Source organism: Flavipsychrobacter stenotrophus, from assembly GCF_002954265.1.
Classification (GTDB): domain Bacteria; phylum Bacteroidota; class Bacteroidia; order Chitinophagales; family Chitinophagaceae; genus Flavipsychrobacter; species Flavipsychrobacter stenotrophus.
Window position 1 is genome coordinate 449,631 of the sequence record NZ_PPSL01000004.1, and the last position, 23,125, is coordinate 472,755.

At 42.7% G+C, this 23,125-nt stretch carries 25 protein-coding genes and 1 tRNA gene; 15 read left to right on the forward strand and 11 right to left on the reverse strand.

Going from position 1 to position 23,125, the window contains the following annotated elements:
• Positions 1–12: 12 nt before the first annotated feature.
• From CJD36_RS16360 to CJD36_RS16370, 3 genes are read right to left on the reverse strand one after another with little or no spacing between them, the layout of a single operon-like run.
• Complete coding sequence (locus tag CJD36_RS16360) at positions 13–564, reverse strand: hypothetical protein (RefSeq protein ID WP_105040267.1); 552 nt, start codon at positions 562–564, stop codon at positions 13–15.
• A 47-nt stretch (positions 565–611) separates the two neighbouring features.
• Positions 612–971 (reverse strand): MmcQ/YjbR family DNA-binding protein, encoded by a 360-nt coding sequence (locus CJD36_RS16365; RefSeq protein WP_105040268.1) that lies wholly within the window; start codon positions 969–971, stop codon positions 612–614.
• A 6-nt stretch (positions 972–977) separates the two neighbouring features.
• On the reverse strand, positions 978–1,922 hold the full coding sequence (locus CJD36_RS16370; protein ID WP_161499343.1) for a DUF3667 domain-containing protein: 945 nt from the start codon (positions 1,920–1,922) through the stop codon (positions 978–980).
• 59 nt (positions 1,923–1,981) lie between these two features.
• On the opposite strand from CJD36_RS16370, the gene CJD36_RS16375 reads away from it, so the two are divergent.
• Positions 1,982–2,782, forward strand: a complete 801-nt coding sequence (locus tag CJD36_RS16375; protein WP_161499344.1) for a GNAT family N-acetyltransferase — start codon at positions 1,982–1,984, stop codon at positions 2,780–2,782.
• Positions 2,783–2,813: 31 nt separating this feature from the next.
• Here the strand turns inward: CJD36_RS16375 and CJD36_RS16380 are convergent, their stop codons facing one another.
• The 5 genes from CJD36_RS16380 to CJD36_RS16400 all read right to left on the reverse strand — a co-directional run bounded on the left by CJD36_RS16380 (position 2,814) and on the right by CJD36_RS16400 (position 7,290).
• Positions 2,814–3,236, reverse strand: a complete 423-nt coding sequence (locus CJD36_RS16380; RefSeq protein ID WP_105040271.1) for a WG repeat-containing protein — start codon at positions 3,234–3,236, stop codon at positions 2,814–2,816.
• A 93-nt stretch (positions 3,237–3,329) separates the two neighbouring features.
• Positions 3,330–5,222, reverse strand: a complete 1,893-nt coding sequence (locus CJD36_RS16385; protein WP_161499345.1) for a WG repeat-containing protein — start codon at positions 5,220–5,222, stop codon at positions 3,330–3,332.
• A 113-nt stretch (positions 5,223–5,335) separates the two neighbouring features.
• A complete protein-coding gene (rpsG, locus tag CJD36_RS16390) occupies positions 5,336–5,806 on the reverse strand; it encodes a 30S ribosomal protein S7 (RefSeq protein ID WP_105040273.1) in 471 nt (156 codons plus the stop codon).
• Between the two features lie 42 nt (positions 5,807–5,848).
• Positions 5,849–6,247 (reverse strand): 30S ribosomal protein S12, encoded by a 399-nt coding sequence (gene rpsL / locus CJD36_RS16395; RefSeq protein ID WP_105040274.1) that lies wholly within the window; start codon positions 6,245–6,247, stop codon positions 5,849–5,851.
• A gap of 500 nt (positions 6,248–6,747) precedes the next feature.
• Positions 6,748–7,290 (reverse strand): hypothetical protein, encoded by a 543-nt coding sequence (locus tag CJD36_RS16400; protein WP_105040275.1) that lies wholly within the window; start codon positions 7,288–7,290, stop codon positions 6,748–6,750.
• A gap of 215 nt (positions 7,291–7,505) precedes the next feature.
• Here CJD36_RS16400 and CJD36_RS16405 point away from each other — a divergent pair, with 215 nt between their 5' ends.
• The 7 genes from CJD36_RS16405 to CJD36_RS23035 all read left to right on the forward strand — a co-directional run bounded on the left by CJD36_RS16405 (position 7,506) and on the right by CJD36_RS23035 (position 14,254).
• A complete protein-coding gene (locus CJD36_RS16405; protein ID WP_105040276.1) occupies positions 7,506–8,282 on the forward strand; it encodes a hypothetical protein in 777 nt (258 codons plus the stop codon).
• A 523-nt stretch (positions 8,283–8,805) separates the two neighbouring features.
• The gene (locus CJD36_RS23030; RefSeq protein ID WP_161499346.1) at positions 8,806–9,057 is read left to right on the forward strand and encodes a hypothetical protein; all 252 of its coding nucleotides are present in this window, start codon (positions 8,806–8,808) and stop codon (positions 9,055–9,057) included.
• On the forward strand, positions 9,054–9,818 hold the full coding sequence (locus CJD36_RS16415) for a sensor histidine kinase (protein ID WP_105040278.1): 765 nt from the start codon (positions 9,054–9,056) through the stop codon (positions 9,816–9,818). The genes CJD36_RS23030 and CJD36_RS16415 overlap by 4 nt, the downstream gene beginning before the upstream one ends.
• A gap of 6 nt (positions 9,819–9,824) precedes the next feature.
• The gene (locus CJD36_RS16420; protein WP_105040279.1) at positions 9,825–10,484 is read left to right on the forward strand and encodes a response regulator transcription factor; all 660 of its coding nucleotides are present in this window, start codon (positions 9,825–9,827) and stop codon (positions 10,482–10,484) included.
• 434 nt (positions 10,485–10,918) lie between these two features.
• Positions 10,919–11,803, forward strand: a complete 885-nt coding sequence (gene sucD / locus CJD36_RS16425; protein ID WP_105040280.1) for a succinate--CoA ligase subunit alpha — start codon at positions 10,919–10,921, stop codon at positions 11,801–11,803.
• Between the two features lie 151 nt (positions 11,804–11,954).
• Positions 11,955–13,391 carry a DUF6600 domain-containing protein gene (locus tag CJD36_RS22920; RefSeq protein ID WP_117601803.1) on the forward strand — a complete coding sequence of 479 codons (1,437 nt, stop codon included), beginning with the start codon at positions 11,955–11,957 and terminating at the stop codon, positions 13,389–13,391.
• 593 nt (positions 13,392–13,984) lie between these two features.
• The gene (locus CJD36_RS23035; RefSeq protein WP_133162676.1) at positions 13,985–14,254 is read left to right on the forward strand and encodes a hypothetical protein; all 270 of its coding nucleotides are present in this window, start codon (positions 13,985–13,987) and stop codon (positions 14,252–14,254) included.
• A gap of 255 nt (positions 14,255–14,509) precedes the next feature.
• On the opposite strand, the gene CJD36_RS16435 is transcribed toward CJD36_RS23035, so the two are convergent.
• The gene (locus CJD36_RS16435) at positions 14,510–14,962 is read right to left on the reverse strand and encodes a DUF4268 domain-containing protein (protein WP_105040281.1); all 453 of its coding nucleotides are present in this window, start codon (positions 14,960–14,962) and stop codon (positions 14,510–14,512) included.
• Between the two features lie 12 nt (positions 14,963–14,974).
• Positions 14,975–15,412, reverse strand: coding sequence for a DUF6526 family protein (locus tag CJD36_RS16440; RefSeq protein ID WP_105040282.1), 438 nt, complete (start codon positions 15,410–15,412; stop codon positions 14,975–14,977).
• A gap of 368 nt (positions 15,413–15,780) precedes the next feature.
• Between CJD36_RS16440 and CJD36_RS16445 the strand changes: the two genes are divergently transcribed.
• From CJD36_RS16445 to CJD36_RS16475, 7 genes are all read left to right on the forward strand, one after another.
• A complete protein-coding gene (locus tag CJD36_RS16445; protein ID WP_105040283.1) occupies positions 15,781–16,233 on the forward strand; it encodes a hypothetical protein in 453 nt (150 codons plus the stop codon).
• A 206-nt stretch (positions 16,234–16,439) separates the two neighbouring features.
• A complete protein-coding gene (locus CJD36_RS16450; RefSeq protein WP_105040284.1) occupies positions 16,440–17,705 on the forward strand; it encodes an adenylosuccinate synthase in 1,266 nt (421 codons plus the stop codon).
• 116 nt (positions 17,706–17,821) lie between these two features.
• Complete coding sequence (locus CJD36_RS23285; protein WP_161499347.1) at positions 17,822–18,274, forward strand: hypothetical protein; 453 nt, start codon at positions 17,822–17,824, stop codon at positions 18,272–18,274.
• Between the two features lie 3 nt (positions 18,275–18,277).
• Positions 18,278–19,582, forward strand: coding sequence for an anthranilate synthase component I family protein (locus tag CJD36_RS16460; RefSeq protein WP_105040285.1), 1,305 nt, complete (start codon positions 18,278–18,280; stop codon positions 19,580–19,582).
• Positions 19,583–19,667: 85 nt separating this feature from the next.
• Positions 19,668–19,738, forward strand: a tRNA-Gln gene (locus tag CJD36_RS16465).
• 63 nt (positions 19,739–19,801) lie between these two features.
• Positions 19,802–20,701, forward strand: coding sequence for a hypothetical protein (locus CJD36_RS16470; RefSeq protein ID WP_105040286.1), 900 nt, complete (start codon positions 19,802–19,804; stop codon positions 20,699–20,701).
• A complete protein-coding gene (locus CJD36_RS16475) occupies positions 20,698–20,937 on the forward strand; it encodes a hypothetical protein (RefSeq protein WP_133162677.1) in 240 nt (79 codons plus the stop codon). The genes CJD36_RS16470 and CJD36_RS16475 overlap by 4 nt, the downstream gene beginning before the upstream one ends.
• Positions 20,938–20,958: 21 nt before the next feature.
• Here the strand turns inward: CJD36_RS16475 and CJD36_RS16480 are convergent, their stop codons facing one another.
• Positions 20,959–23,109 carry a hypothetical protein gene (locus CJD36_RS16480; protein ID WP_105040288.1) on the reverse strand — a complete coding sequence of 717 codons (2,151 nt, stop codon included), beginning with the start codon at positions 23,107–23,109 and terminating at the stop codon, positions 20,959–20,961.
• Positions 23,110–23,125 lie beyond the last annotated feature (16 nt).

Below are 23,125 nucleotides of genomic sequence, written 5' to 3' on the forward strand. Positions count from 1 at the left end.
GTTAATTGGAAACTAAGCGCCTACTCTAAAGCAATAACCTATCAGAGCTGTTGTGCTACTTGCACCCATTATAGATATGTTTGGCCTGTTTACGAGGAAGCAATACTCACCATTTTCAAGCTGATCTTTGCATGATACTGCGTAAACACCATCAGAAACTTTCTTGAACGTCAGTTTTACTTTGGTAAGTTCTACAGTTTTGTCTTTGCCCATGCTCATTTCAGCAACCAATATCTGGCGGTTTTTCTTAGTCTGTTCAAATTTGAACAATTCAACCACGGTTTCAGGGTCAATACCTGGTTCTATCTTTACTACATATGTTTCGCTGGTGCTGCCCGCATGTACTGTTGCCGAGGTCTTTCCGTTAGCTACAATGTTTACTTCAGAGTGGCCACCCATGTTGGTATGCAATACCGATGAAAGGTCTGTCTTGTCAAGATCAGCAAGCGCATTGCTCTTGTCTACAAACATTACCTTGTTCTTAAATTCGGGCGCAGGAATGTTTTGCGCATAAGAATTGAATACAATTGCACCAAAGGCAATTAAAAGTGATAGTTTTTTCATTTTTGTTTTTTGCTCAAAAGTAATCGATTATGTCCATTTTTAAACTATCAGTCAATGGTATTTTCTTTCCGTGCCAATATAGGCTGCGCCAGTTTTTTAGGTGCTACTGTACAATAGGCGGTCTCCAGTGCATCCTGTAGCATCTCCTTTTTTATCAGTGCGAGGTTGATGAGTGTCCACCCTTGCTTGCCCCATTTGTTGGGCACCGGGTATATCACATCCCTATCAAAAGAGCAGAATGCCGACTGGTCTAGCTCCGAAAATTTCAGGCATGCCCGGTTCTCCACCATATTCAGCGTAGCAAATATCTTCTTCTTTACCCTGAAGGAAGTCTGCTCAAAATGAGGTTGCTCCTCCGCTTCAGGTAGCGATAAGGCTATATTGCGAAATGTGTGAATAGACGTCATAATACACTAGTGTTTAAAATGAACATGTAGATATCTGACAATAAAGTAGTAGACCAAAAACACAATAAAGAGCATAAATGCATAAGAAATGATTATGATCACATCATAAAGAATGGCTCTTCCCGTTTTTATCCCGTAAACTTGTTTTAGTGCCAGAACGGAATAAAGAAGTGGTGCAATTGTAAAGATGTACCCAATTACCCTATTGAAGACATTATCACTATCATATAGCGTAAAGATGAGTGATAAGAAATAAAAAGTTTGAACGTGGAATGAAAATATGGTATGGTGCACGATGGTCAGTTCCTTTCGCTTACTAAATAATAGTTTCAATACAATAGCCAGAAGAGGGATCATAAAGAAAAAGAATTTGGGAATTGTGTGTTCAATATTTTCCCATGTCTCGTCTCTCGTTTTTAGCCTTTCCGCCCTTTCTTCAGGGGTAAGTCTGGCTATTTTAGGTGCCTTAATGCCAAAGGCTGCTGCTACTGCCGCCTTTCCTGCAGAATCACTCTTTTCAAGTTGTAACTGCTGTGCAGCATCCGCAGACTTACGAGAAGAAGTCCACGTGTCCGGAGCCGAAAATGTATAAACAATGAAAAAGAAAACGAATGTTACGAATAAATACAACGATATAGGTGACAGGTAGCGGGTACGTTGTTTATTCCAATAAGCAATGGTTAACTTTCCCGGGCTTACAATTAGTGTTTTCAGAGTTTGCCAAAACTTAGAGTCGTAGTGAATATAGTGACCAATGAAGTGCGTGGTGAGCGCCCACAAGGTATCACTATGTAAACGGGTCTCCTGTCCGCACTGGTAGCAGTAGTTGCCGGTGGTAGTGCTGCCACAGTTAGGGCAAATTTTGTTTTCTTCCGTATGGTGAGATTTATCTTCGGTGTTATAAGACATTAATGTGTAGCTATTGGCAGAGCAAGATAATAATTCTTTCAACAACAGCGTTGATATAGCCTTCCATATTACACCGGATTCTGCTACATTTAATGAACAAAATGGACTTTCTTTCCTTACTACATACCGATCTTGACGAACTCCGCGAACTACAGCCTGTAGACTGGGCAGATATCATTGCCCCAACGTTGCGCAATATAAATTCATCATTCTGCATGGTGTATAAGGCTGTGATAGATGGTAAGATGGTTGGTACGGGAGCAGTTATTTATCATGGCCATACCGCCTGGCTGGCAACGATCATTGTGCATCCCGACCATAGAAACAAAGGCTATGGAAAGCGCATAACCCAATATTTAATAGATAGTATTGACCGCGTAAGATACCCAACTATCTTGCTTGATGCTACCCACTTTGGTTATCTCGTCTACAAAAGCCTGGGCTTTGAAACCATAACGCATCATGTACACTTTGATATTACCAGTCCTTACCCTGTAGTTGCATCATCGCCCCATATGAGACCATTTGAACAAAATGACCTTAAGCAGATACTCGCTCTTGACCGTGTAGCGACAGGGGAGGATAGAACAGCAACATTACTGACCAAAGTAAGCACAGCAATTGTATTTGCAGATGGCGGACGTGTAGGTGGCTTTTACATGCCGGATCTTATGAAGGGCCTGCTCATAGCAGACAATCCGGTAGCTGGTATCGAACTAATGAAGATACGCCTGCAGCATCAACCCAATTGTATGCTGCCAGAAGAAAACAATGCTGCTCTAGACTTTTTTATCGATGCCGGCTACACCCAATCACGTACATCTACCCGTATGAGGCTGGGCCCGGCTGTGGAGTGGCAGCCTGAATTTATATATAATGTGGCCAGTGGGGCGATTGGGTAGGGGATTAGCAGCATTCCTGTTAATAATCGCATTATTGTCCACTGCCCTTACATGACCATACATATGGGTGGTTATCTATGATAATTCCTCTTCTGTTTATTATTCTATATTCTTTACTTTGTTTTACCAATGCGTCACCATACTTAAATTCTTGCGCACTATCAAAGGTGCAATGAATTATTTCCCTTCCATCGGCAGTAACATAGCCCCACTTGCCTTTTTTAGAAACTGGCTGTAATCCTTCCCTATACTCACCAACTGCATCGTATTGGTAGGGCACTATCAATGTTCCCTTGTTACTGATCATACCCCACTTGCCATTTTTCAATACCCATGACAGGCCATTCTTTTTATAGTCTATTTCGTCATAGATACAAGGTATTATTTCCTCGGCACTGAAATTAATTATTCCTTGTTTTTTTCCCTTATAAACCTTCGCAAAGCCATCAAACAAGTCATAGTTGCTGTTTTTCTATCTATGCGCGTATAGTTACTGTAAATTATTGTTCCACTTTTGAAATTAAATATAGTCCAGGAGGTATCCTTGCTAAAAGCAATAAGTTGATCTCCTATATATCCAAGTACTATATTCAAATGGCAATACAGGATATCCTTTGTCGTTTATATAGCCCCATTTACCATTTTTTAATGCTGGTGCATATTTGTTGTGGATATGATAGACTTCTTCATAGTGATAGGGAATAACAAGCTCCAGTTGGTTATCAATAAAGCCCCATTTTTTGCCATTTTTCACTGCCGCCATACCGCTCGAAAAATCCTGACAATCGTCATATAAACACGGGATTATTATTTTCCCGGTAGTGTCTACATAACCATATCTTTTATTTCTGGCCACCTTCACTACACCATCTTCTATATCGTCGGCATAATCATAAATGCAGGGTATAGTTGCTCTTCCTAATGTATCTATATAGCCATATTTGTTATTTCTTTTTACTTTTGCAAAGCCACTTCTGAACACACTAATGTTATCATAGGGTATGCCGCCAATTATTTGTCCATTTTCTTTTATAATATCCCACTTTCCAGCTTTCTTTGCTAATCCGGTTGTTCCATTAAAATTAACGGCTGTGTCGTACTTGCACTCTGCTATCAGCACACCGTCAGTATTAATAAATCCCCATTTTTTATCTTTTATTACAATTGCCACGTCTTCATTTTCCAGTTCATCGCCATATCTGTTGCCAGGTATTATTGCGTCATATATGCAGGGTATTATTTCCACTCCTTCATCATTGAGCATTCCATTCTTTTTATTTCGGGTTACTATCATGTCAAATGGGTTATAAAAGACCTTGCTATGGTAACTAAGCCCGGCATCATATAAATTAGATGAGATTCTTTTGCCGCTACTATCCCACAATTCCCATTTGTCATCCACCCGCGCTTTCAATATTCTGTCTGTATAAAAATCTATCTCTTGGTATTTGCAAGGTATTACTTCTTTCAGTGAGGCATTTACCATCCCAATAAGTTCATTTTTTCTGATTATGGCGAAATTATTATAGCGTTTTACTACAAGGCTATCATAGATCTCACTCACCACCTTTCCTTTTTTATCAATAAGCATACTGCGGTGATTTATCTTTGCTGTTGCAAGACCATTACTGAATTCGTCAAGTTGACTATATATGATTGGTATTACTTCATGATCAGTTGAGTCTACATATCCCCATAGGCTGTCTTTTTGTACTAATGAGATACCATCTTCAAAAAGGCCTATTGATTTATACTTGTTTTTTGCAAAATACCTACCATTTCTATCTATAAGATTTTTGTTCCCATCTTTGACCACAAAGGCGTATCCGTTATAAAATACAGTGGCTTTGTCAAATTGGAATGGCAACACAATTTTTCCTTTCAGATCAACAAAGCCCCATTTGTCTTTTAAGTAAACACAAGCGATACCCCCGTAGCAGCCATTTACATCATCATACTTACAAGGCACAATTTCTTTTCCGTTTGTATCCGCTAGGCCCCACAAATTATTTCTACATACTGGTGCGGTGTAAGCTATAAAGCGTTTTACTACGTCATATTTGTATTGAGATACCTGCTTTCCTGTAGCGTCAAGGTACATCCATTTCTCGCCTTCATTTACAAGCACCAAGTTGTTGGTGTATATATATACCTGATCGTAGATTAATGGAATTTTTATTTTGCCATTTTTGTCGACACATCCACACTTATAGTCACCCACAGAGACCGTTGCAAGTCCAAATTCAAACTCTCCTGCCGATTGATATTTACACGGGATAACTGTTTCGTTGCGACTATTTTTGTATCCCCAAAGCTTGAATTTTTTATACCGGTGAAGCGCACCTTGTTCTGTTTGGTTTGGTAGGGTAGAGGTTGTTTGCGCAAGGGTGCTATAAGAGCAGAGGCCAGTTACAACTATGAGCAGATCAATAAATCTCATGATAATAGGTATATAGTGAATACCTAAGTTACAAAATCTCCCGCACCCACACAGCAAAAAGCCTTCCGACATAATCGAAAGGCTTTTTAAATATATTACTAACTGTATAAAGGTTAGATCTTGAAGTGAGAGAACGCCTTGTTGGCTTCAGCCATACGGTGCGTATCTTCTTTTTTCTTGTATGCTCCACCTTCACCCTTAGCAGCTGCGATGATCTCGTTAGCCAACTTGTCAGCGATGGTCTTACCGTTTCTTTCACGAGAGAAGCGGATCAACCACTTCATGCTCAAAGAAATTTTACGGTCAGGGCGTACTTCAGATGGTATCTGGAAAGTAGCACCACCAATACGGCGGCTACGAACCTCTACAGCAGGAGTTACATTCTGCAAAGCGCGTTTCCACACCTCGTAGCCTTCTTCTGTACCACTTATTTTAGTTACTTTATCAAGCGCATCATAGAATGCACTCAGAACTACTGTTTTATTACCACCCCACATAAGGCAGTTAACAAAACGGGTTACTTGTTTGTCGTTGAATTTTGGATCCGGTGCTAACGGGAACTTTTTGGCTTGTGCCTTTCTCATTGCCTGAGCTTTACTTTGTTATCTTAATGAAATTAGTTTCGATTATTTCTTCTTGGCTGCTCCGCCTTTGATCTTTTCTTTCTTAGTACCATACTTAGAGCGGCTCTGCTTACGGTCTTTAACACCTGCAGTATCCAATGCACCACGAACGATGTGGTAACGTACACCCGGAAGGTCCTTAACACGACCACCGCGGATCAATACGATTGAGTGCTCCTGCAAGTTGTGGCCTTCACCCGGAATATAGGCGATAACCTCAATTTTGTTTGTCAGACGCACCTTTGCCACCTTACGTAGGGCAGAGTTTGGTTTCTTAGGAGTGGTTGTATATACGCGGGTACAAACACCACGGCGTTGAGGACATGCGTCCAGTGCACGAGATTTGGATTTCGTCCGCATTTGTTCGCGGCCCTTGCGTACTAGTTGTTGTATTGTAGGCATTGTTAGCTTTAAGTAAAAAATTAAAACGGAGTGCAAAGGTAAATAAAAATTTCAATAGCAAAAACAAAAAGTAAAAAAATATTTTCTCAGCTTTTTATTTTACCACCGCTTCTTTATTTACGGACTGCAAAAGTATAAAATATGAGTTATATAATGTTCAATTCTCAAAATTATATTTTTCCACAACCACAAAATAACTGGCTTTTGGGTGTTTTTTAACATAATCTCTGTAAAATCAAGTTCTTTAAGGCTATTCGCCCTGTTCCATTCCCCGTTATTTCACGTTAGGTTTTAGCCAGACTTCTCATTCATACTCAACATATAAATGATCACACAGAACCCCACCATAACCTTACTTAACAATAGCGTTGTATACAGTAAGTAACTGCTGGTAGCGCCGGCAGTGGGAAGCAGCCGGCGGGAGATCTGTGTGATCCTCTAATAACGCCAAGTGAGGATGCGCATGCATCTTAGATACATAGCACGATCACTTTTTACGCTCAATACTCGTACGTCCTCAGGTGGTCTTTAATAACCCTGGTGCCCGGTATTATCACATCGTGCTCCAGCTGCACATTATACTTATTCTTGCCATCCAGCATTTCTTCTCCTATATTACCTATCAGGTAGGGCGCGGTTAGCTCTTTGCCCGCAAGGGTAGTATCTCCGTGGCCAAAATAGTGGTTGCCGTGGCGGGCATTTACAGCATGTACGCAACTATGCAGCAGGGTGTTGCAAATGCTGGCTACGGGGCGTTCCAGCTTCCATATATTCATGTGTATAATGTCGGGGTTACGGTCATCGTCATAGAGGTCTATGTTCTTTACCGGGCTTATTGCGTAATATAGGTCTACTTCCATTTTAAAAGCTGCATTGCGCATCAATACAGCTATTTCCATGGGCGATGCAGTTGAAAGGTCGAACCAGCTATGCCTGGCTACATTATCATAAAAGCGGGGATCTTGTAGTAGTTTGTTCGTCTTGGATACTGCTTCCTGCACTATTGGCCTCATGCCAGAATATTCTATGCATATCGTATTCATTGTGTTGGCTGATGTTATGTTCCCGTATCAGTATCGGGGTTTAGCGATGGTAAAAAGAAGTGATCTATAATCTGATGTAAAATTTGCGAAGTTCACTTTGCCCCGCAAGGTGAAAAGATGCAAAGGCAAAGGGGGTAGTTTTCACGGGTAGGAAAAATTTGGTTTATTGGCAATCAGTACTTTATATTTACTGTCTACCATTTAAACAAACCTTTATGCCGGTAAAACTAAATTCAGAGAGCAATTCCCAGGATGCTATGAGCATATCCTTAGCCGAATACAACCAGGGCCGCACCAACTTTACCTCTCATTATTACAGGTCTTCCTGCAACACTAATTTTGGCGGGCAGGACCTGCAAATACCGTGGGATACTTTGCAAACCGACGTCAACAACTTTATTGCCAATGCCCAGACCACCGATGTAGCACTACGAATGGTATACTGCTTTGATGGTGCCACCAATGCACTTTATCTAAGAATACAAATATGCAGGATGGATGAATTGGAACAATCGCTGGGTACCTATGCACTGATCACAACCGGCTGTTCATGGTATAAGTTGTGGAACGGCACATTAATTACTACCCCCGACACTTCACTGCAAAACGCCGCTTACCTCAATAGTTTTTACTACTGCGCCAATCCTCCTTGCACAGGCACCAATGTGCAGCAACTGGCAGCTGATACTTCAGCTTCTCTATACGCACGTACCATTACCTTCCCTTGGACACAGGAAATACTGCAGATGTATATTGACAACGGCTCACCAACCGGTGCCAAGATATGCTTTGGTTCCACGTCTTATGTTCATGCCAACAGTGGAGAGTCTAACATACCATTTCCGCACGGGCTGGTGTTGTATCTAAGAAACAGCGCAGGGCAGCCGATGCTGGACAATAACGATACGATATCGGTGTTTCATAACAAGGGTGCTGACTTTGGTACTCTGTGCCCTAACGTTTGTGGCGTTTACGTATTGCCAAAGGTGTAATCGTTTCTTCAAAAGATGGCAACAAGAATTGATAGCGAACAGTTTTCGAACTTGTTCGCTACTGTTGTTACCAGTGTTTAATTAGATTTGCAGGTAAATACACATCACCTTGCTGAACCTACATTTTTTACTCATTATTATAGCCCCGAAGGTAATCGGCATGTTGATAGGGCTCTATTATTTCAGGTGCTTATCGAATCCTTTCAGATTATTTTTTTTTATCAATGTTGTAGCGCTTCTGGTTGAAACCATTGGACATTTTATCAGTTATGGTCTGCAAAAACCTAATTTGTGGCTGTTTAATATTTATCTTTTTGTCGATCCTATCTTATATCTCTCACTGTCAGGTTACTTTATAAGGGAGTATATAAAAAAATATTTATATTTAATATGTTTGGCCAATCTTGTTGTTTGGGCATATTTGATCTACAGAAATTCGATTTTCAATTTCGCTTATTTTTCATTGGTGCTCACAGCCCTTATAATTACTTTTATTTATACATTTATCTTGATCGATAATACTATGCGCTCATCAAAAGGGGTTGCGAAAGATCCATTGTTTTGGCTTTGTTTATCGATAGTATCGTACTATGCCTGCGATATTCCGTTTATGAGTACGCTTGCGCTTGAAGCCAGTACTTTTATTAAAACTGCCGCACATATGCACATTTTTGATGTTAATGATGTGCTGGGTGTTGTGTCACAGGTGTTTGAATGTCTTACTATCGTTATGGCTGCTAAAGAAATGAAAAACTATAAACTAACTAACGGATGACTGATCACAACGGTATTACGGTCATATTTTCCACTCTTGTTATACTCCTTTTATTGTGTAGCGTTATCATCAGTGTATTCGTTGCCAATCGCCGACACGTAAACCAGGAAGTAAAAATAGCCCGCATGGAGGCAGACTACGAAAAAGAACTACGTATAGCCGAACACGAGGTGCAGGAGCGCGTAATGGCCAATGTGGCCCGCGAATTGCACGACAACCTGGGCCAGCGGCTCACGGTATTAAAGATGCACGTAGAGCGACACAAGATCATTCACAAGGACATAAGAGAGGAAATAGAACCGATAACGGCTGATATTGACACAACTATAAGTGAACTAAGACAGATAAGCCGCAGCCTGAACAGCGATTTCCTGGAGAAGGGGGGCATGATAACCGCCATGCACGACGAAATAGAACGCATACGCAAGTTGAATACCTACACCATCCACTGGACCGCCGAAGAAGAACCTAAACTGGAAAAAGACCAACGTGTTATGATGTTCCGCATATTCCAGGAAACGCTTAATAATATATTGAAGCATGCCAGAGGTAAGAACATTTATATAACCCTGCAAGGAGGTAGCCAATTTATGTTGGAGGTAAAGGATGACGGCATGGGCTTCGACGTGGCTACTAAAATGACCACAGGTAATGGTGCCGGGCTGAACAATATGATAAAGCGTGCTGCCATAGCCAACATAAATGGCTCAATAGAAAGTGAGGAGGGTAAGGGTACAATCTGTAGATTTACACAAGTTTAGTATCTCATGGAAAACAAAGTATCTATAGTATTAGTTGATGATCATGTAATTGTAAGGAGTGGTTTGCGGTCATTAATAGAAGTATTGGGCAATTACGAAGTGATTAAAGAATACTCTGACGGCAAAGAGCTTACAGAAGCCATAAAAGCCGGCGAGCCACTGCCCGATATTGTGATCATGGACCTGGAGATGCCCGTAATGGATGGAGAGGCAACAATGCTGTGGCTGCAAAAGAAAGTACCCAAACTAAAAGTGCTGATACTTACCTGGGATGCCAGTGAACGTAAAGTAATAGACCTCTTCAGGCTGGGCGTAAGAGGCTACCTGCTTAAAAGCTGCACTGCAGATGTGCTGCAAAAGGCCATTCATGACACCCACACCACGGGCTACTACCATAGCGAACTGCTGCAAACGGCCATGATGAAGAAGATGGAAACCAACGTGCCGGTAAATGAAGTAGCGCAGCATGTTACCGAGCGCGAGATGATGTTCCTGAGGTTGGTATGCGATAAAAATGAATACACCTACGATAATATGGCAGATATACTACAGGTACACCGCCGCACCGTAGATGGCTACCGCGAGTCCCTCTTTGATAAATTCAATATCAAGTCAAAGACCGGTCTGGTGATGTTTGCGATCAAGCACGGTTTTGTGGAGTTGTAGTAAATTTTTATATCAATAATGTTGGTGTTGAGCGTATTCGTTTTCTACCCATAGGGGCAATGTCATTGACTTAAAGCTCTGAAAGAGCGTCCTCAATAGCGTAGGGCGTTTAGCCCTACGTCAGAAACCACCGCATCACAAAAGCGCTGAAAGAGCGCAATCAGTATAGAAGACATCTTAAATCAATGACATTGCCTGTATGGGCAATCCCTTGCGGTTGCCCTCCCAAGCGTATGTATTCGTTTTCCCATTTCCATGCACTCTCTTGTCGGTCTGACTGACGACCATCGAATTGAAATCATAGTCGATCTTTTAATCAGTGTAATCACAGTTCAGACAATTGTAGTTACGTTTCCTGCTTTTTTTCACCCGCTTATATTGCTTTTGCGGCCAAATTGATTAATTTCGCCATCAAATTCAAAAAATAAAGGCTCATGGCTGTTCTCGTAAATAAAGATTCAAAGGTAATTGTACAGGGTTTTACCGGTACTGAAGGTACTTTCCATGCTACCCAGATGATAGAATATGGTACCAACGTGGTTGGTGGTGTTACACCTGCAAAGGGTGGTACTACTCACCTCGACAGGCCTGTATTTAATACCGTTCAGGATGCTGTAGACACTACCGGTGCCGATGTTTCTATCATATTTGTACCGCCTGCATTTGCAGCAGATGCTATTATGGAAGCTGCTGACGCAGGTGTAAAGGTGATCATTTGCATTACAGAAGGCATTCCTGTACAGGATATGGTGAAGGCACGTGAATTCATCAGAAGCCGCGATTGCCGTTTGATCGGTCCTAACTGCCCTGGTGTTATCACTGCGGGTGAGGCTAAGGTAGGCATCATGCCGGGCTTTATCTTCGTTCCGGGTCGCATCGGTATCGTATCTAAGTCAGGTACATTGACTTACGAAGCTGCCGACCAGGCTGTAAAGGCAGGATTGGGTATCTCTACTGCTATTGGTATTGGTGGCGATCCTATCATTGGCACAACTACCCGCGAAGCGGTAGAATTGCTGATGAACGATCCTGAAACTGACGGTATCATCATGATAGGTGAGATCGGCGGTAATATGGAAGCTGAAGCCGCTCATTGGCTTAAAGAAAATATGCGCAAGCCTGTTGTAGGTTTCATAGCTGGTCAAACTGCTCCAGCAGGTCGCCGTATGGGTCACGCTGGTGCTATCATTGGTGGTGCCGATGATACAGCTGCTGCTAAAATGAAGACTATGGCTGAGTGTGGTATACACGTGGTTGCGAGCCCTGCAAACATTGGCGCTACAATGGCCAAAGTGCTTAAGGGTGAATTAGTTGCCTAGTTAATGTTATTATATTTTGTACATCCCCGGTTATGCCGGGGATTTTTTTTAAGTTGTTGAAAATTATTGGCATCATTATTGAACTATACAGATCAAACAGTGAGATTTTAAGTCAAATACAATCTGAAAAACAACATTTAAAAATAAAAACATGAAAAAAGTATTCAATAGCCTGCTGTACGTCTCAGTGTTGAGCATGTTACTGCTTGTTTCTACCGGAAGCAAAACTCAGGCTCAGGATGTTTCCGTTTCTTACCAGACATTTTATGATGAATTGTCTCCCTACGGCCAATGGGTTTATGATCCTGAATATGGTAACGTTTGGGTGCCTAACGAAGATGGTGATTTCCGTCCGTATGGCAGCCGCGGCCAGTGGGTGATGACCGACTATGGTAATACATGGGTTTCTGATGATCCTTGGGGATGGGCTTGCTACCACTATGGCCGCTGGACATATAACGGCTATTATGGCTGGATATGGGTTCCGGGTTATGAATGGGCTCCGGCCTGGGTAAGCTGGAGATATGGCGGCGGTTATGCCGGTTGGGCGCCGCTGGCACCTGGTTATGGTGTAGGCTCAAGCTATGGTTGCCCCGATTCATGGTGGGTATTCGTAGGTCCGCAGTATCTCTACAGGCATGATTACTATAACTACTGGAGAGGTCCTTCTTACAACAGAGGGTACATTAACCAGACTACCATCATCAATAATGTGTATGTCGATAATCGCTCTCATGTACAGTATAACTATGGTCCGCGTGCGTCTACAATACAGGCTACAACACATGCACCTGTGCAGGTTTACAGAGTGTCAAACAGCACAAGGCCGGGTTCTTCTGCTATACAGCAGCGCACAGTAAGCATGTATCGCCCTAATGTAGACAGAGGTACTTATACTACTGCTCGTCCGGGTAATGTTGTTCAGGCACCGCGCAATATCGGTCGCCCTGAAGCGGCAACACCAACTACCGGTAGGCAGCCGGGTTTCAGACAGGAAATACAGAGGAACAACCCGGGTAACACTGGTGTTGTAGGTCCGAGGAACAATAATAATAATAATAATACGCCTAACCAGCAGCCTGGTCGTAATAACCCGCAGCAGGCAAACCCCGGAGGCCGTAACGATCGTAATCCCGAACCACGTAACCCGCAGCAGTCACCCGGCCGTTTCGACCAGAGAAATCCTCAGCAGACACGCCAGGAACCACAGCGTAACCCAGAGCCTGTAAGGCAGAACCCACAGGTGCAGCCACAACAGCCTCAGCGCTTTGACCCTCAGCCACAGCGTAACCCAGAGCCTGTAAGGCAGAACCCACAGGTACAGCCACAACAGCCACGCCCTGAGCCACAGCGCTTTACCCCTCAGCGTAATCCTGAGCCGCAGCAGCCACAACGTGCACCTGAGCCACAGCGCAATCCTGAACCTCAACGTTATAATCCGCCGCCACAGCAGCCACAGCGCGCACCGGAACAGCCAAGGCCACAGCCGCAACCACAAATGCAGCAGCCACGCCCTCAACCGGCACCGGCTCCCGCACCAAGGCCGCAGCAGGCACCACAGGAACAGCGTGGTGGTGGTAGAAGGTAAAATACCAGTAAGTTATAAGTTGTAAGTAGAAAGTCTGCTTATAGATACATAAAGAAACAGGCCGGTCATATCTGATCGGCCTGTTTTGTTTTTCATCTCTCTGATCGCCTGCGTTTGAAACGCGGATGCAACGGTAGGCGTTTGTAACGCCCATACGCACCATAACATTTGCAGACTCCGTAGAATAGCTCCCATTATTTAGAATGAATTCATTTTTTGCGTCGCGAGAAAAAACATATCCACAAAATTCGTCGTCTGTAACCCTTGCCCACAAGGCGTATCAGCCGACGCAGACGTAACTTTTGTGAATATCTTTATTTGCCCGAATCAATCTGCCGTATTAATTTACACCCGAATTATAAATTTGTCATCCTGAACTCAAGTTTACACTGAGTTTACCAAAGTGAAGGACGACGCGCTCTTTGACATTATGAACCCTATGAAAACACAATCACTCCACACAAATCGCACTGTAGGGGCTTAACATTTTCCGCCCCTGCACCAACCAATGAAAATCACTCATCTAATTAGAATCTGTAGAATCTGTGATTCAGACAAAAAGCAGAAGAAATGTAGAAGAAATGTAGAAGAAAGTGGAAGAAAAGTGGAAGAAAGTGGAAGTTTTTGGAAATTTGTTAAAACACACTGAAACGCAATACCATAAGGTACTTCAGCCAAAACACACCCAACAAAACTTCCGCAAGCAAGAAAAAACTTCCACTGGCAAAAACTGGTTGTTCGTAGAGACGCAAGATTTTGCGTCTCCTCAGCGGCAGGGTAAAAACAACATGTCTTACTGGTCGAAGCGTCCGCTTCGTCCTTATTATTGGAAGCGTCTCGCTTCCGAAAATGTCAGCAAATAACTACACGTATTATCTAACCAACATGTAAACCTATTAAGGGACTACTCACCTAAAAAAGTAGCACCCAAAAAGTAGCATCCAAAAGTAGCATCAAAAAGTGGCAACATGTGGCAGAAAGTGGCAGGAAGTGGCAGAAAGTGGCAGAAAGTAGCAGTTTGTTAAAATACGCTGGAAATCACATCTGCAAAGCATTTCAGCCAAAAAACCTAAACCAAAACTGCCACTTTTATGAAAAACTGCCACTTTTCAAAAACTTCACTCAAACCCATACTTTGCCATGCTCCAGAAAGCATCAAGTGCCACAATGCGTTGCTTAAAGAAAGAGATGATCTGTGGCCATTCGTCTTTACGAAGTACGTTTATATCGTCGAGGGTGATGCCTACCTGGCTTATCTGCTTACCATATTCATCCTGTACTTCAGGTTGCCAGTCCCACTGCTCGTTGGTAGATTCAAGTAACACTGCTTTAAGGCGCACCAGTTGGTCATAATAAGCACGGCGTACGTCTGCATCACTCTGCGCAAATACAATGGCAATACTCGCACGTTCGGTATCAGCATCCATTTTAAAATGAATGCCAGATATGCCGGTCTTATAGTTGATCCAGTTTATTTTTTCCTTATCAGCCGACAATATAGGTTGCATATATTGCCCGAAGGTGGTCCAGAATAACTGCCTTTGTTTTTGTGCTTCCTGCCTGGTGTACATTGTGTGGTAAAATTACACCCTCATATAATCACCTTCCCAGTTTTTGATCGCCTTTTTTATGTCGGTCGGTGATAGTTTTTCGGCAACCGCACGTTGCACCAATGCGGGTAGTTCTTCATCACTTGCAAAGCGCAATGCGGATAGTTGACCAAATGATAATTGCTGTTCTATTGGCTCCAGGCGTTGCTGCGTAAGTATAAAATAGCGCAGCCGCAATTCCAGTCTTACTGTTCGGTTTTGGTTGATCAGCCCGTAGTGTTGGCGCATCATAAAAGACAGCCAGGCCAGCAGCAGGAATATCCCGGTAATGGCAAGCCATTCCATTTGCACCTCAGGATGAGTAAAAGCACGCCTGCCGCTATATATGGATGCAGCTAATACAACAGGGTAAAAAATAAAATGTTGTGGTACATACCACTGTATATGATTAGAATACTCTTGTTTTTTCATCTCTTATTATGTCGATTTCAGGGTCAATTACCGCAGCCAAGCTACATGAATTTTTACTGCAACTTGTAGATTTTCTTCTATTGCCCTATTGTTATTATGTGTTGAAAAGCAGGCTAAAGTAAGAGGCTTTTATTCTTTGTTTTACATATTTACAGCCTTAGTAACCCATTTACACAGTGAATTTATATTAACTTACTATTTAAAAAACACATAATTAGGCAATACCCAACCAATAAAAGAATCCGCTGCTGGTAAGCGTTTCAGGCTATAAATGGCGGTTTTGGATGTGAAAGCACCAGGAGTAAGTATTTTTTGCAAGTATTTGTCTAATTTGCTTTAAAATTATTCATTAAAATAATAGGTTAATTATGAAAAAGCTAATCATTACCACTGCATTATTTGCGTTTGCAACTGTTCCGGTTTTCGCACAGTCTACGCAAACACAGGCTGCACCAATGCCTGCAAAGCAGCAGCCGGTTCAGCAGCAGCAAATGACGCCTGCACAACGCTCTGAGAAAATGGCTGAGCACCAGTCTCAAACTTACGCTCAGCAGTATAAGCTGAACGAAGATCAGACTAAAAAGATACACGCGGCATGCCTTGAGTTTGCCACCACATTGGAAAACAGCCGTGCATCGGGCAAGCAGATCACCCGCGCTGATGTAGATGCCGCTCTTGCTACAAGAAACGCTAAGTTCAAGTCTGTAATGACTGCAGAGCAGTACAAGGCTTACGATGCAACGTTGGTTCACTCTACGCCACAGCCAGTGCCTAATGGCCCGGTAAAAGTACAGGGTGCACCTGCCACAAAAACAAAATAATACTGTGTAAAGTACTTATATAATTGATCAGCCTGTGGTTTTCCGCAGGCTGATTTTTTGTGGTAAAGCGCAAACAAATATTTGCCCGTTATAGAAAAGAAAAGTGAAATAAAAAAGTTTAGTTAGCGAATTAAAACTAGCACGGGTGTGCACATTTGTATAATTTCGCATCTGCATTATAATTGTAAGCGTTTAAACTATTTTTCATGATCGATGTTTTGCTGGGATTACAATGGGGGGATGAAGGAAAGGGTAAGATAGTAGACTATCTTGCTGACAAGTACGACATCATAGCCCGTTTCCAGGGTGGACCAAATGCCGGACATACCTTGTATGTAAACGGTGAGAAGGTAGTATTGCATACCATTCCTTCAGGTGTGTTCCACAATCATTGCCTTAACCTTATTGGTAATGGCGTAGTAATAGATCCTGTTACATTGCAGGCCGAAATGAAGAAGATAGTGCCGCTTTGCCCCGATCTGCTCAGCAGGTTGTATGTATCGCAGAAGGCCCATCTTATACTGCCTACACACCGTGCGTTGGATGCTGCTTCTGAAGCGGCTAAGGGTAAGGATAAAATAGGCTCTACTCTTAAGGGCATAGGTCCTGCTTACATGGATAAAACAGGTCGTAACGGACTAAGAGTAGGGGATATACTTTCAAAAAATTTCCGCGAGAAATATGACAAGCTTACGCAGAAGCATAAAGACATGCTGAAGCAGTATGATAATGTAGTAGAATGGCAACAGTGGGAACCTGCATTTTTTGAAGCGATAGAAGAGTTGAAAAAACTGCAGATAGTGAATGGTGAATACTGGCTGGATACACATATGAAAGCGGGTAAAACAGTATTGGCAGAAGGTGCGCAAGGTAGCATGCTCGATGTTGACTTTGGTACTTATCCGTTTGTTACATCATCCAATACTATATCGGCTGGTGTGTGTAATGGGCTGGGCGTTGCTCCGCAAAGGATTGGCGAAGTGTTTGGTATCACTAAGGCATATTGTACTCGTGTAGGTGGTGGTCCATTCCCTACAGAGCTGCATGATGAGACCGGTGAAGCGCTGCGTAAAGCAGGCAGTGAGTTTGGCGCAACTACCGGAAGGCCGCGCAGATGTGGCTGGATAGATCTTGTTGCACTGCGTTATGCAGTGATGCTGAGCGGGGTGACCAAACTCATCATGACAAAGACAGATGTACTCGATAACTTTACACCAATTAAGGCTGCAGTTGCGTATATTGCAGATGGAAAAGAAACGGAAGAGTTTCCTTATGATGTAACCGATGATGTAAGCCTGGAGCCTGTTTACAAGGAATTTGCAGGATGGGGTGAGCCGCTTACTGGTGTTACAGAATATGATGCACTGCCACAGGATTTTAAAGATTACTGCAAGTTTGTAGAACAATTTCTAGGCACTAAGATAGCTTATATTTCTAACGGTACAGGTCGTAACCAGTTGATAGTTATCTAAGCGCCAGAAGTCAATGTAACGAACATTTTTAAGAAAAAAAATTATAAAATTTCTGTCAAAAAAATTTGGCAATCTCATCAAACTATTAAAATTTTACGTCAACAAGTATGAGCGCGATGAAATCAAATACAGACAAAAAAACCGCAAGCAAAAAGAGTGCTGACGAAAGTGCGGTAGGAGCATCTAAGAAAGCAGCAGCTTCAAAGAAGAGCAAGGTGGAAGACGATGACGACGACCTTGATGACGATCTTGAAGATGATGATGCACCTAAGAAAAAGGGCGCAGCTAAGAAGACAGCAGCAAAGAAATCTAAGGCTGATGACGATGATGACGACGATGATGATCTGGACGAAGTAGATGATGACTTCGGCAAAGACGATGACGACGATTTTGATGTTGACATCGACAAGGATTTCGAAGAGTTTGAATTGCCGAAATCTAAGACCAAAGCTGCTGGCAAAAAGAAATCATCTAAGGATGATGACTTCGACAGTGATGATGATTTTAAAGACCTTGGTTTCTTCAGTGAAGGAGCAAGTGGTTTTGATGACGACGACGACGATTTTTAATTAATGTCCACATCGCTGCACAGGCAGAAAATAGAATTTCCTATCGGTCCGCATGAGGCCGGTAATATAAAAGCAAGGATGCTGAATTGGTCTCAACAATTCAGCATCCTTCTTTATCTTGATAGCAACAGTTATCCATCGGTTTACGGCACTTATGAGTGCTTGCTGGCTACAGGTGCAAGGGATAGCATATCGTCCGTTAATGGTGAAGATCTTAGTTCACTTTCCGCCCGCTACAATTCGCATAAAGACTGGTTGTTCGGGCATATCAATTACGACTTCAAGAATGTACTATTTAACAAGCTACATTCAGACCACAAAGCCACATCACAGTTCCCGCAACTCCACTTCTTTGTCCCTGAAACGGTGTGCCATATTAACCCGGCACAAACTTCCCTAACCATAGAGTCATTTTATGATCCGGCCTTAGTTTATGACCAGATAATCAATTGGGAAATTGCAGCCGCACCCGCCTTACCAAAAGTTACGTTTACGAGTCTCTTCAATAAAGAAGATTATGTTGCCACTATTGAGGCACTAAGAGATCACATTAGGGAAGGAGATTGCTACGAGATCAACTTCTGCAACAAGGGTTATTGTGATGATGTATTGCTTGATCCGTTGGAGGTATTCAAAGCACTCAATGAGCTTTCTCCGGCACCGTTTGCCGCATACTATAAGCTTAACGGGCAATACATGGCATGTGCCAGCCCCGAGCGCTATTTGAAGAAGCGAGGTAGTAAAATACTTTCGCAGCCCATAAAGGGCACCGCAAAGCGTAGCAATGACCCTTCTGCAGACAATGAGATAAGAGAACAGTTGCGGAATGATGTTAAAGAGCGTGCCGAAAATGTAATGATAGTAGACCTGGTGCGTAACGACCTTGCAAAGGCGTGTGAGGTGGGCAGTATTGCAGTAGATGAATTGTTTGGCATATACACTTACCCTCAGGTGCACCAGATGATATCTACCGTAAGCGGTCATTTAAAGGCGGACACCCCATTTACAGATGCCATACATCATTCATTCCCTATGGGTAGCATGACAGGGGCACCGAAGTACAAAGTAATGCAACTGATAGAGCAACATGAGCGCTCGCAACGAGAACTGTTTTCGGGCTCGGTAGGGTATATAACACCTGCAGGAGATTTTGATTTTAACGTCATTATCCGTAGCCTTTTCTACAATGCCGACACTCATTATCTTTCTTATCAAACTGGTGGCGCTATTACATATGATAGTATTCCTGAACAGGAGTGGGAAGAAATGAGGCTAAAAGCCTGGGCTTTGGAGCGAATTTTTGAATAACTGAAGGTTTTAAGAAAATTTTCGGGAGAAATTTTTCATTATCTCTGAAAACCTTCTTAACATTGCACTCCCAAACACAAATCATAGTTCGATGGTGTAACGGTAGCATTACAGTCTCTGACTCTGTCTGTCTAGGTTCGAATCCTAGTCGAACTACTTGAAAAATGCAAGCCACGTGCTTGCATTTTTTATTTATATTACTGCCTGAAATTGATACATATGGGCACTTACCTCCGCTTCAGTCATTCTATTTTTATCCTATCACTCTTTTTGTGTACAAATGGCTATGCGCAATACAAGCGCGTGCCTGATGTAAACAAAGACCGCAATGAGGTTAATCAGCAGATACTGAAAGGGCACTATAAGGGCACAAAATTATACGAGTTGGAGTTGTTTCCTGATAAGGCAATGGACACAGTGATGTATAGCGACTTTAGTTACTATCCGTCTGGTCAGTTAAAAGAGTTTAAAGGCTACAGTTATACGAAATGGGAGGAAGTGAAAGAGCTGGAGTATTGGCGGAAGTTGGGTAGGTATCAGCAGGGGGCAGCGGTTAGTTTTTCTTACGATGGCAAAGGCAATATGGTAGCTAAAAGAAGCACCATCCTCTATCCGCGCAATTCATATATGGCAATGATGGCAATAGCCATGAAGCCAGAAGTTAAGCAGGGTCTGGACCCCGATTCATTGTTGGCGGTAGGAGTACCGGAGCAAGCCATGGCCAGAGAAGTACTTACTTACAAGTATGATAAAGATGGCAATCCTGTATCTTCATTTGATTCGGTAAACGGCGCTACTACGGTCTATAGATATAAGTATGATAATGCTAAAAGAGTAACAGTTCAACGACAGACCACTTACGAAAGCGACAAGCAGCGCCCTAAAACAGTTTCGGAGTTTCATTTTGGATATGACAAGACCGGTAACCTTGATTCTATAATGGCGTATCGATCATTTATGGACACGGTAAATGTGGTTATAGCGCGCAACAGGCAATACATGGTAGGTAGAGTGTATAACGGAAAAGGCAAGGTGATCAGAGAGTATACAAGCAGCCAGAGCACGGATCCCGCTGAGACTGTTTTTATATTTGATGATACCTTAATATGGGTAGCGTGACGATCAGGAAATTTACGAACGATACTGATGCCATAACCGAAAATCGGTATGACGATAAGAAACGCCCGATAGAGGAAAAGAAGACAGTGTTTAATAGGGGCATCCGATATTCCTACAATAGAAAAGAATTCACCTATGACGATGCCGATAATGTAACCGAGATCCGCTACTATAGCCGCGAGGCGGCCGCTACTAAAGAGCAGATGAACAAGAGAAATGTGTTTATATTTTACTAGTTATGTGCAGTATTGATCGGGTCACTTTTCGCTGGCCTCATCCCAGTATTTAATGCCGCTTACAGAGTAGAAACCGCCTATGAGTTTTACATAGTTGGTATGGTGTGTGATCTTGCTTTCCGGGTCTGATTCGTAGTCTTTTTTCATGGCGTGAAGTATGATGCCACTTTCCATTCCGGGTTTAGTATTGATCACTTCTTTCGCCGTCATTCCCGAATATTCTTCATAATCGCTAAAGGGCAAGACGGGCGAAAGATCGAGCGCTGAGAAGACTCCCTGTTCCTTATCGGTGTTGGTGCAGATAATAACAATAGCTGCATTATTCAGCGTTTTGTAGTCGCGGTAAGCGTAGGGTAGAGAATCGATTTTATTTGTGGCCGGGTTGTACAATTGAATAGAAGTAGGGGGAAGGAACTTTGATGAATGATAGCGTAATATTTTCCCATTAACGGTAAGTAGGTATGCTGCGCCTACTACATTGCTTACATCCCATGTGGCCAGGATTTCTCCATTTGCATTGATGATATAGGCCTTTGCTACTTCGGTATAATCGTAGTTGTTGTTACGCCAGTAGGCAGGTGGTGCCTGATAGGTAAAGGCGAGCCATTTGCCGTTTACAGAATAGTCTGAGATATAGTCGAAATATACACCGTCGAATACCACATTGTTAGCAGTGTCGATCCAGTACGTTTTGCCCTTTCTTGTTACTTTGGCATACAGGCTATTCTTAAACTCGAGGTAGTCGTACAAAGGCGAAATTGTTTCCTCCATACTGCTGTTGATCAGTCCATACTTGTCCTTTCTCTTTACCTTGGCAAACTTATTGGCAAGTATTCTTAATGATACAATGGAGTCGTACTTTTTGTTGATAATATTTAGTTGTGGGTCGAAAAGGGTAAGTGGTCTGTCCATCTTTTCTCTCACAAAATTGTATCGCACATTTGTCCAGTGGCCATCTATAAGCTTGGTATAGGTTAGGTCGCCCATAACCTGTCTATAGGGTTTGTGTCCCCACATTGAGTCGGGCATGGAGAATTGAATCTTCCCGGTGTAGCCGTTAATGTATTGCTGGTAGCCAGCATGTCTAACCGTAAGAAACTGACCATAGTCGGTAGACAGTGCTGTAGGCTCGGGAATTGTGCTTTCGGCTGCTTGTACAAATGGTTCCTTGTAGATCAGCTTCCATGAGTTCTTTACAATATCATACAAGTAGGTATTTGTGGTAAGTGCCGGAGTTGAATCGGCAATGGCAACCAGCAGCATGCCGTTTAGCCATTCTCTAACTGTGCACACGTTTTTAATAAAGGTGCCATCGGTCGAATAGAGTGCTATTCTGTTATCCGGTTTCATGGTCTGTTTTCTATTGCTCAGCCATAGTGCCTTTACTTTTTCGTTAGGGTATATCATTCGGCCCCAATCTTTATCAGCGGCAAAAAGTAGCTTGCCGGTATTAGTATACAAAGAACCTTTCTCTCCCTTTTTGGCATGTGTTTCCAATAGCAGTCCATCATTGTATATTTCCTTTAGGTCACTTGCGGCAATTGGGATATTATATGATTTGCCCGTGAAGGTGTAGGCTGTACATTTATCAGCACTACTTACAAGTATAAATTTATGAGGGACGATCCTCATGCTGTCGGGCGACAATGGGACAATGTATTGCTGTGTGTTGATGTCATAAACGCCTTGATAGTTTCCGTTACTGACACGTACCCAGGCATGGCCATCGTGCATGGCAATGAGTGTGTCTTTGACCACTGTTTTGTATCCCAAACTATCTATTGTCCATGCTCGGGATGGTGTTAGTTCTGTCCACTCACTTAGGGTGCGCCGACTATTTTGTTGCTGCGCAATCAACAGCTTTACCATATCTCTTACATTATATGGCTCAATTAGCAGTACCTTGCTCGTACCTATCCTGAATATGTTGTAGGATGCGCTATCTATGGCTTGTGCTTTGCTATTAAATACTGTAACCATTCCTGTAGAGGCCGTGCAGATATAGAAATTGTCATTAGCCTCTGTGGTAATATATACCGGAGGAATAGCCATTCTTTTTTCTTTTGTGCAATAGCCAAACAGCTTACCTGCTTTGTAGGGATACAGCGGCTCCTGTGCAAAGGAGTTGGTTATTAGAAACAATGCAATCAGGCAGGCTACCGGGAACTTCATTGGTTGGCTATTAGTT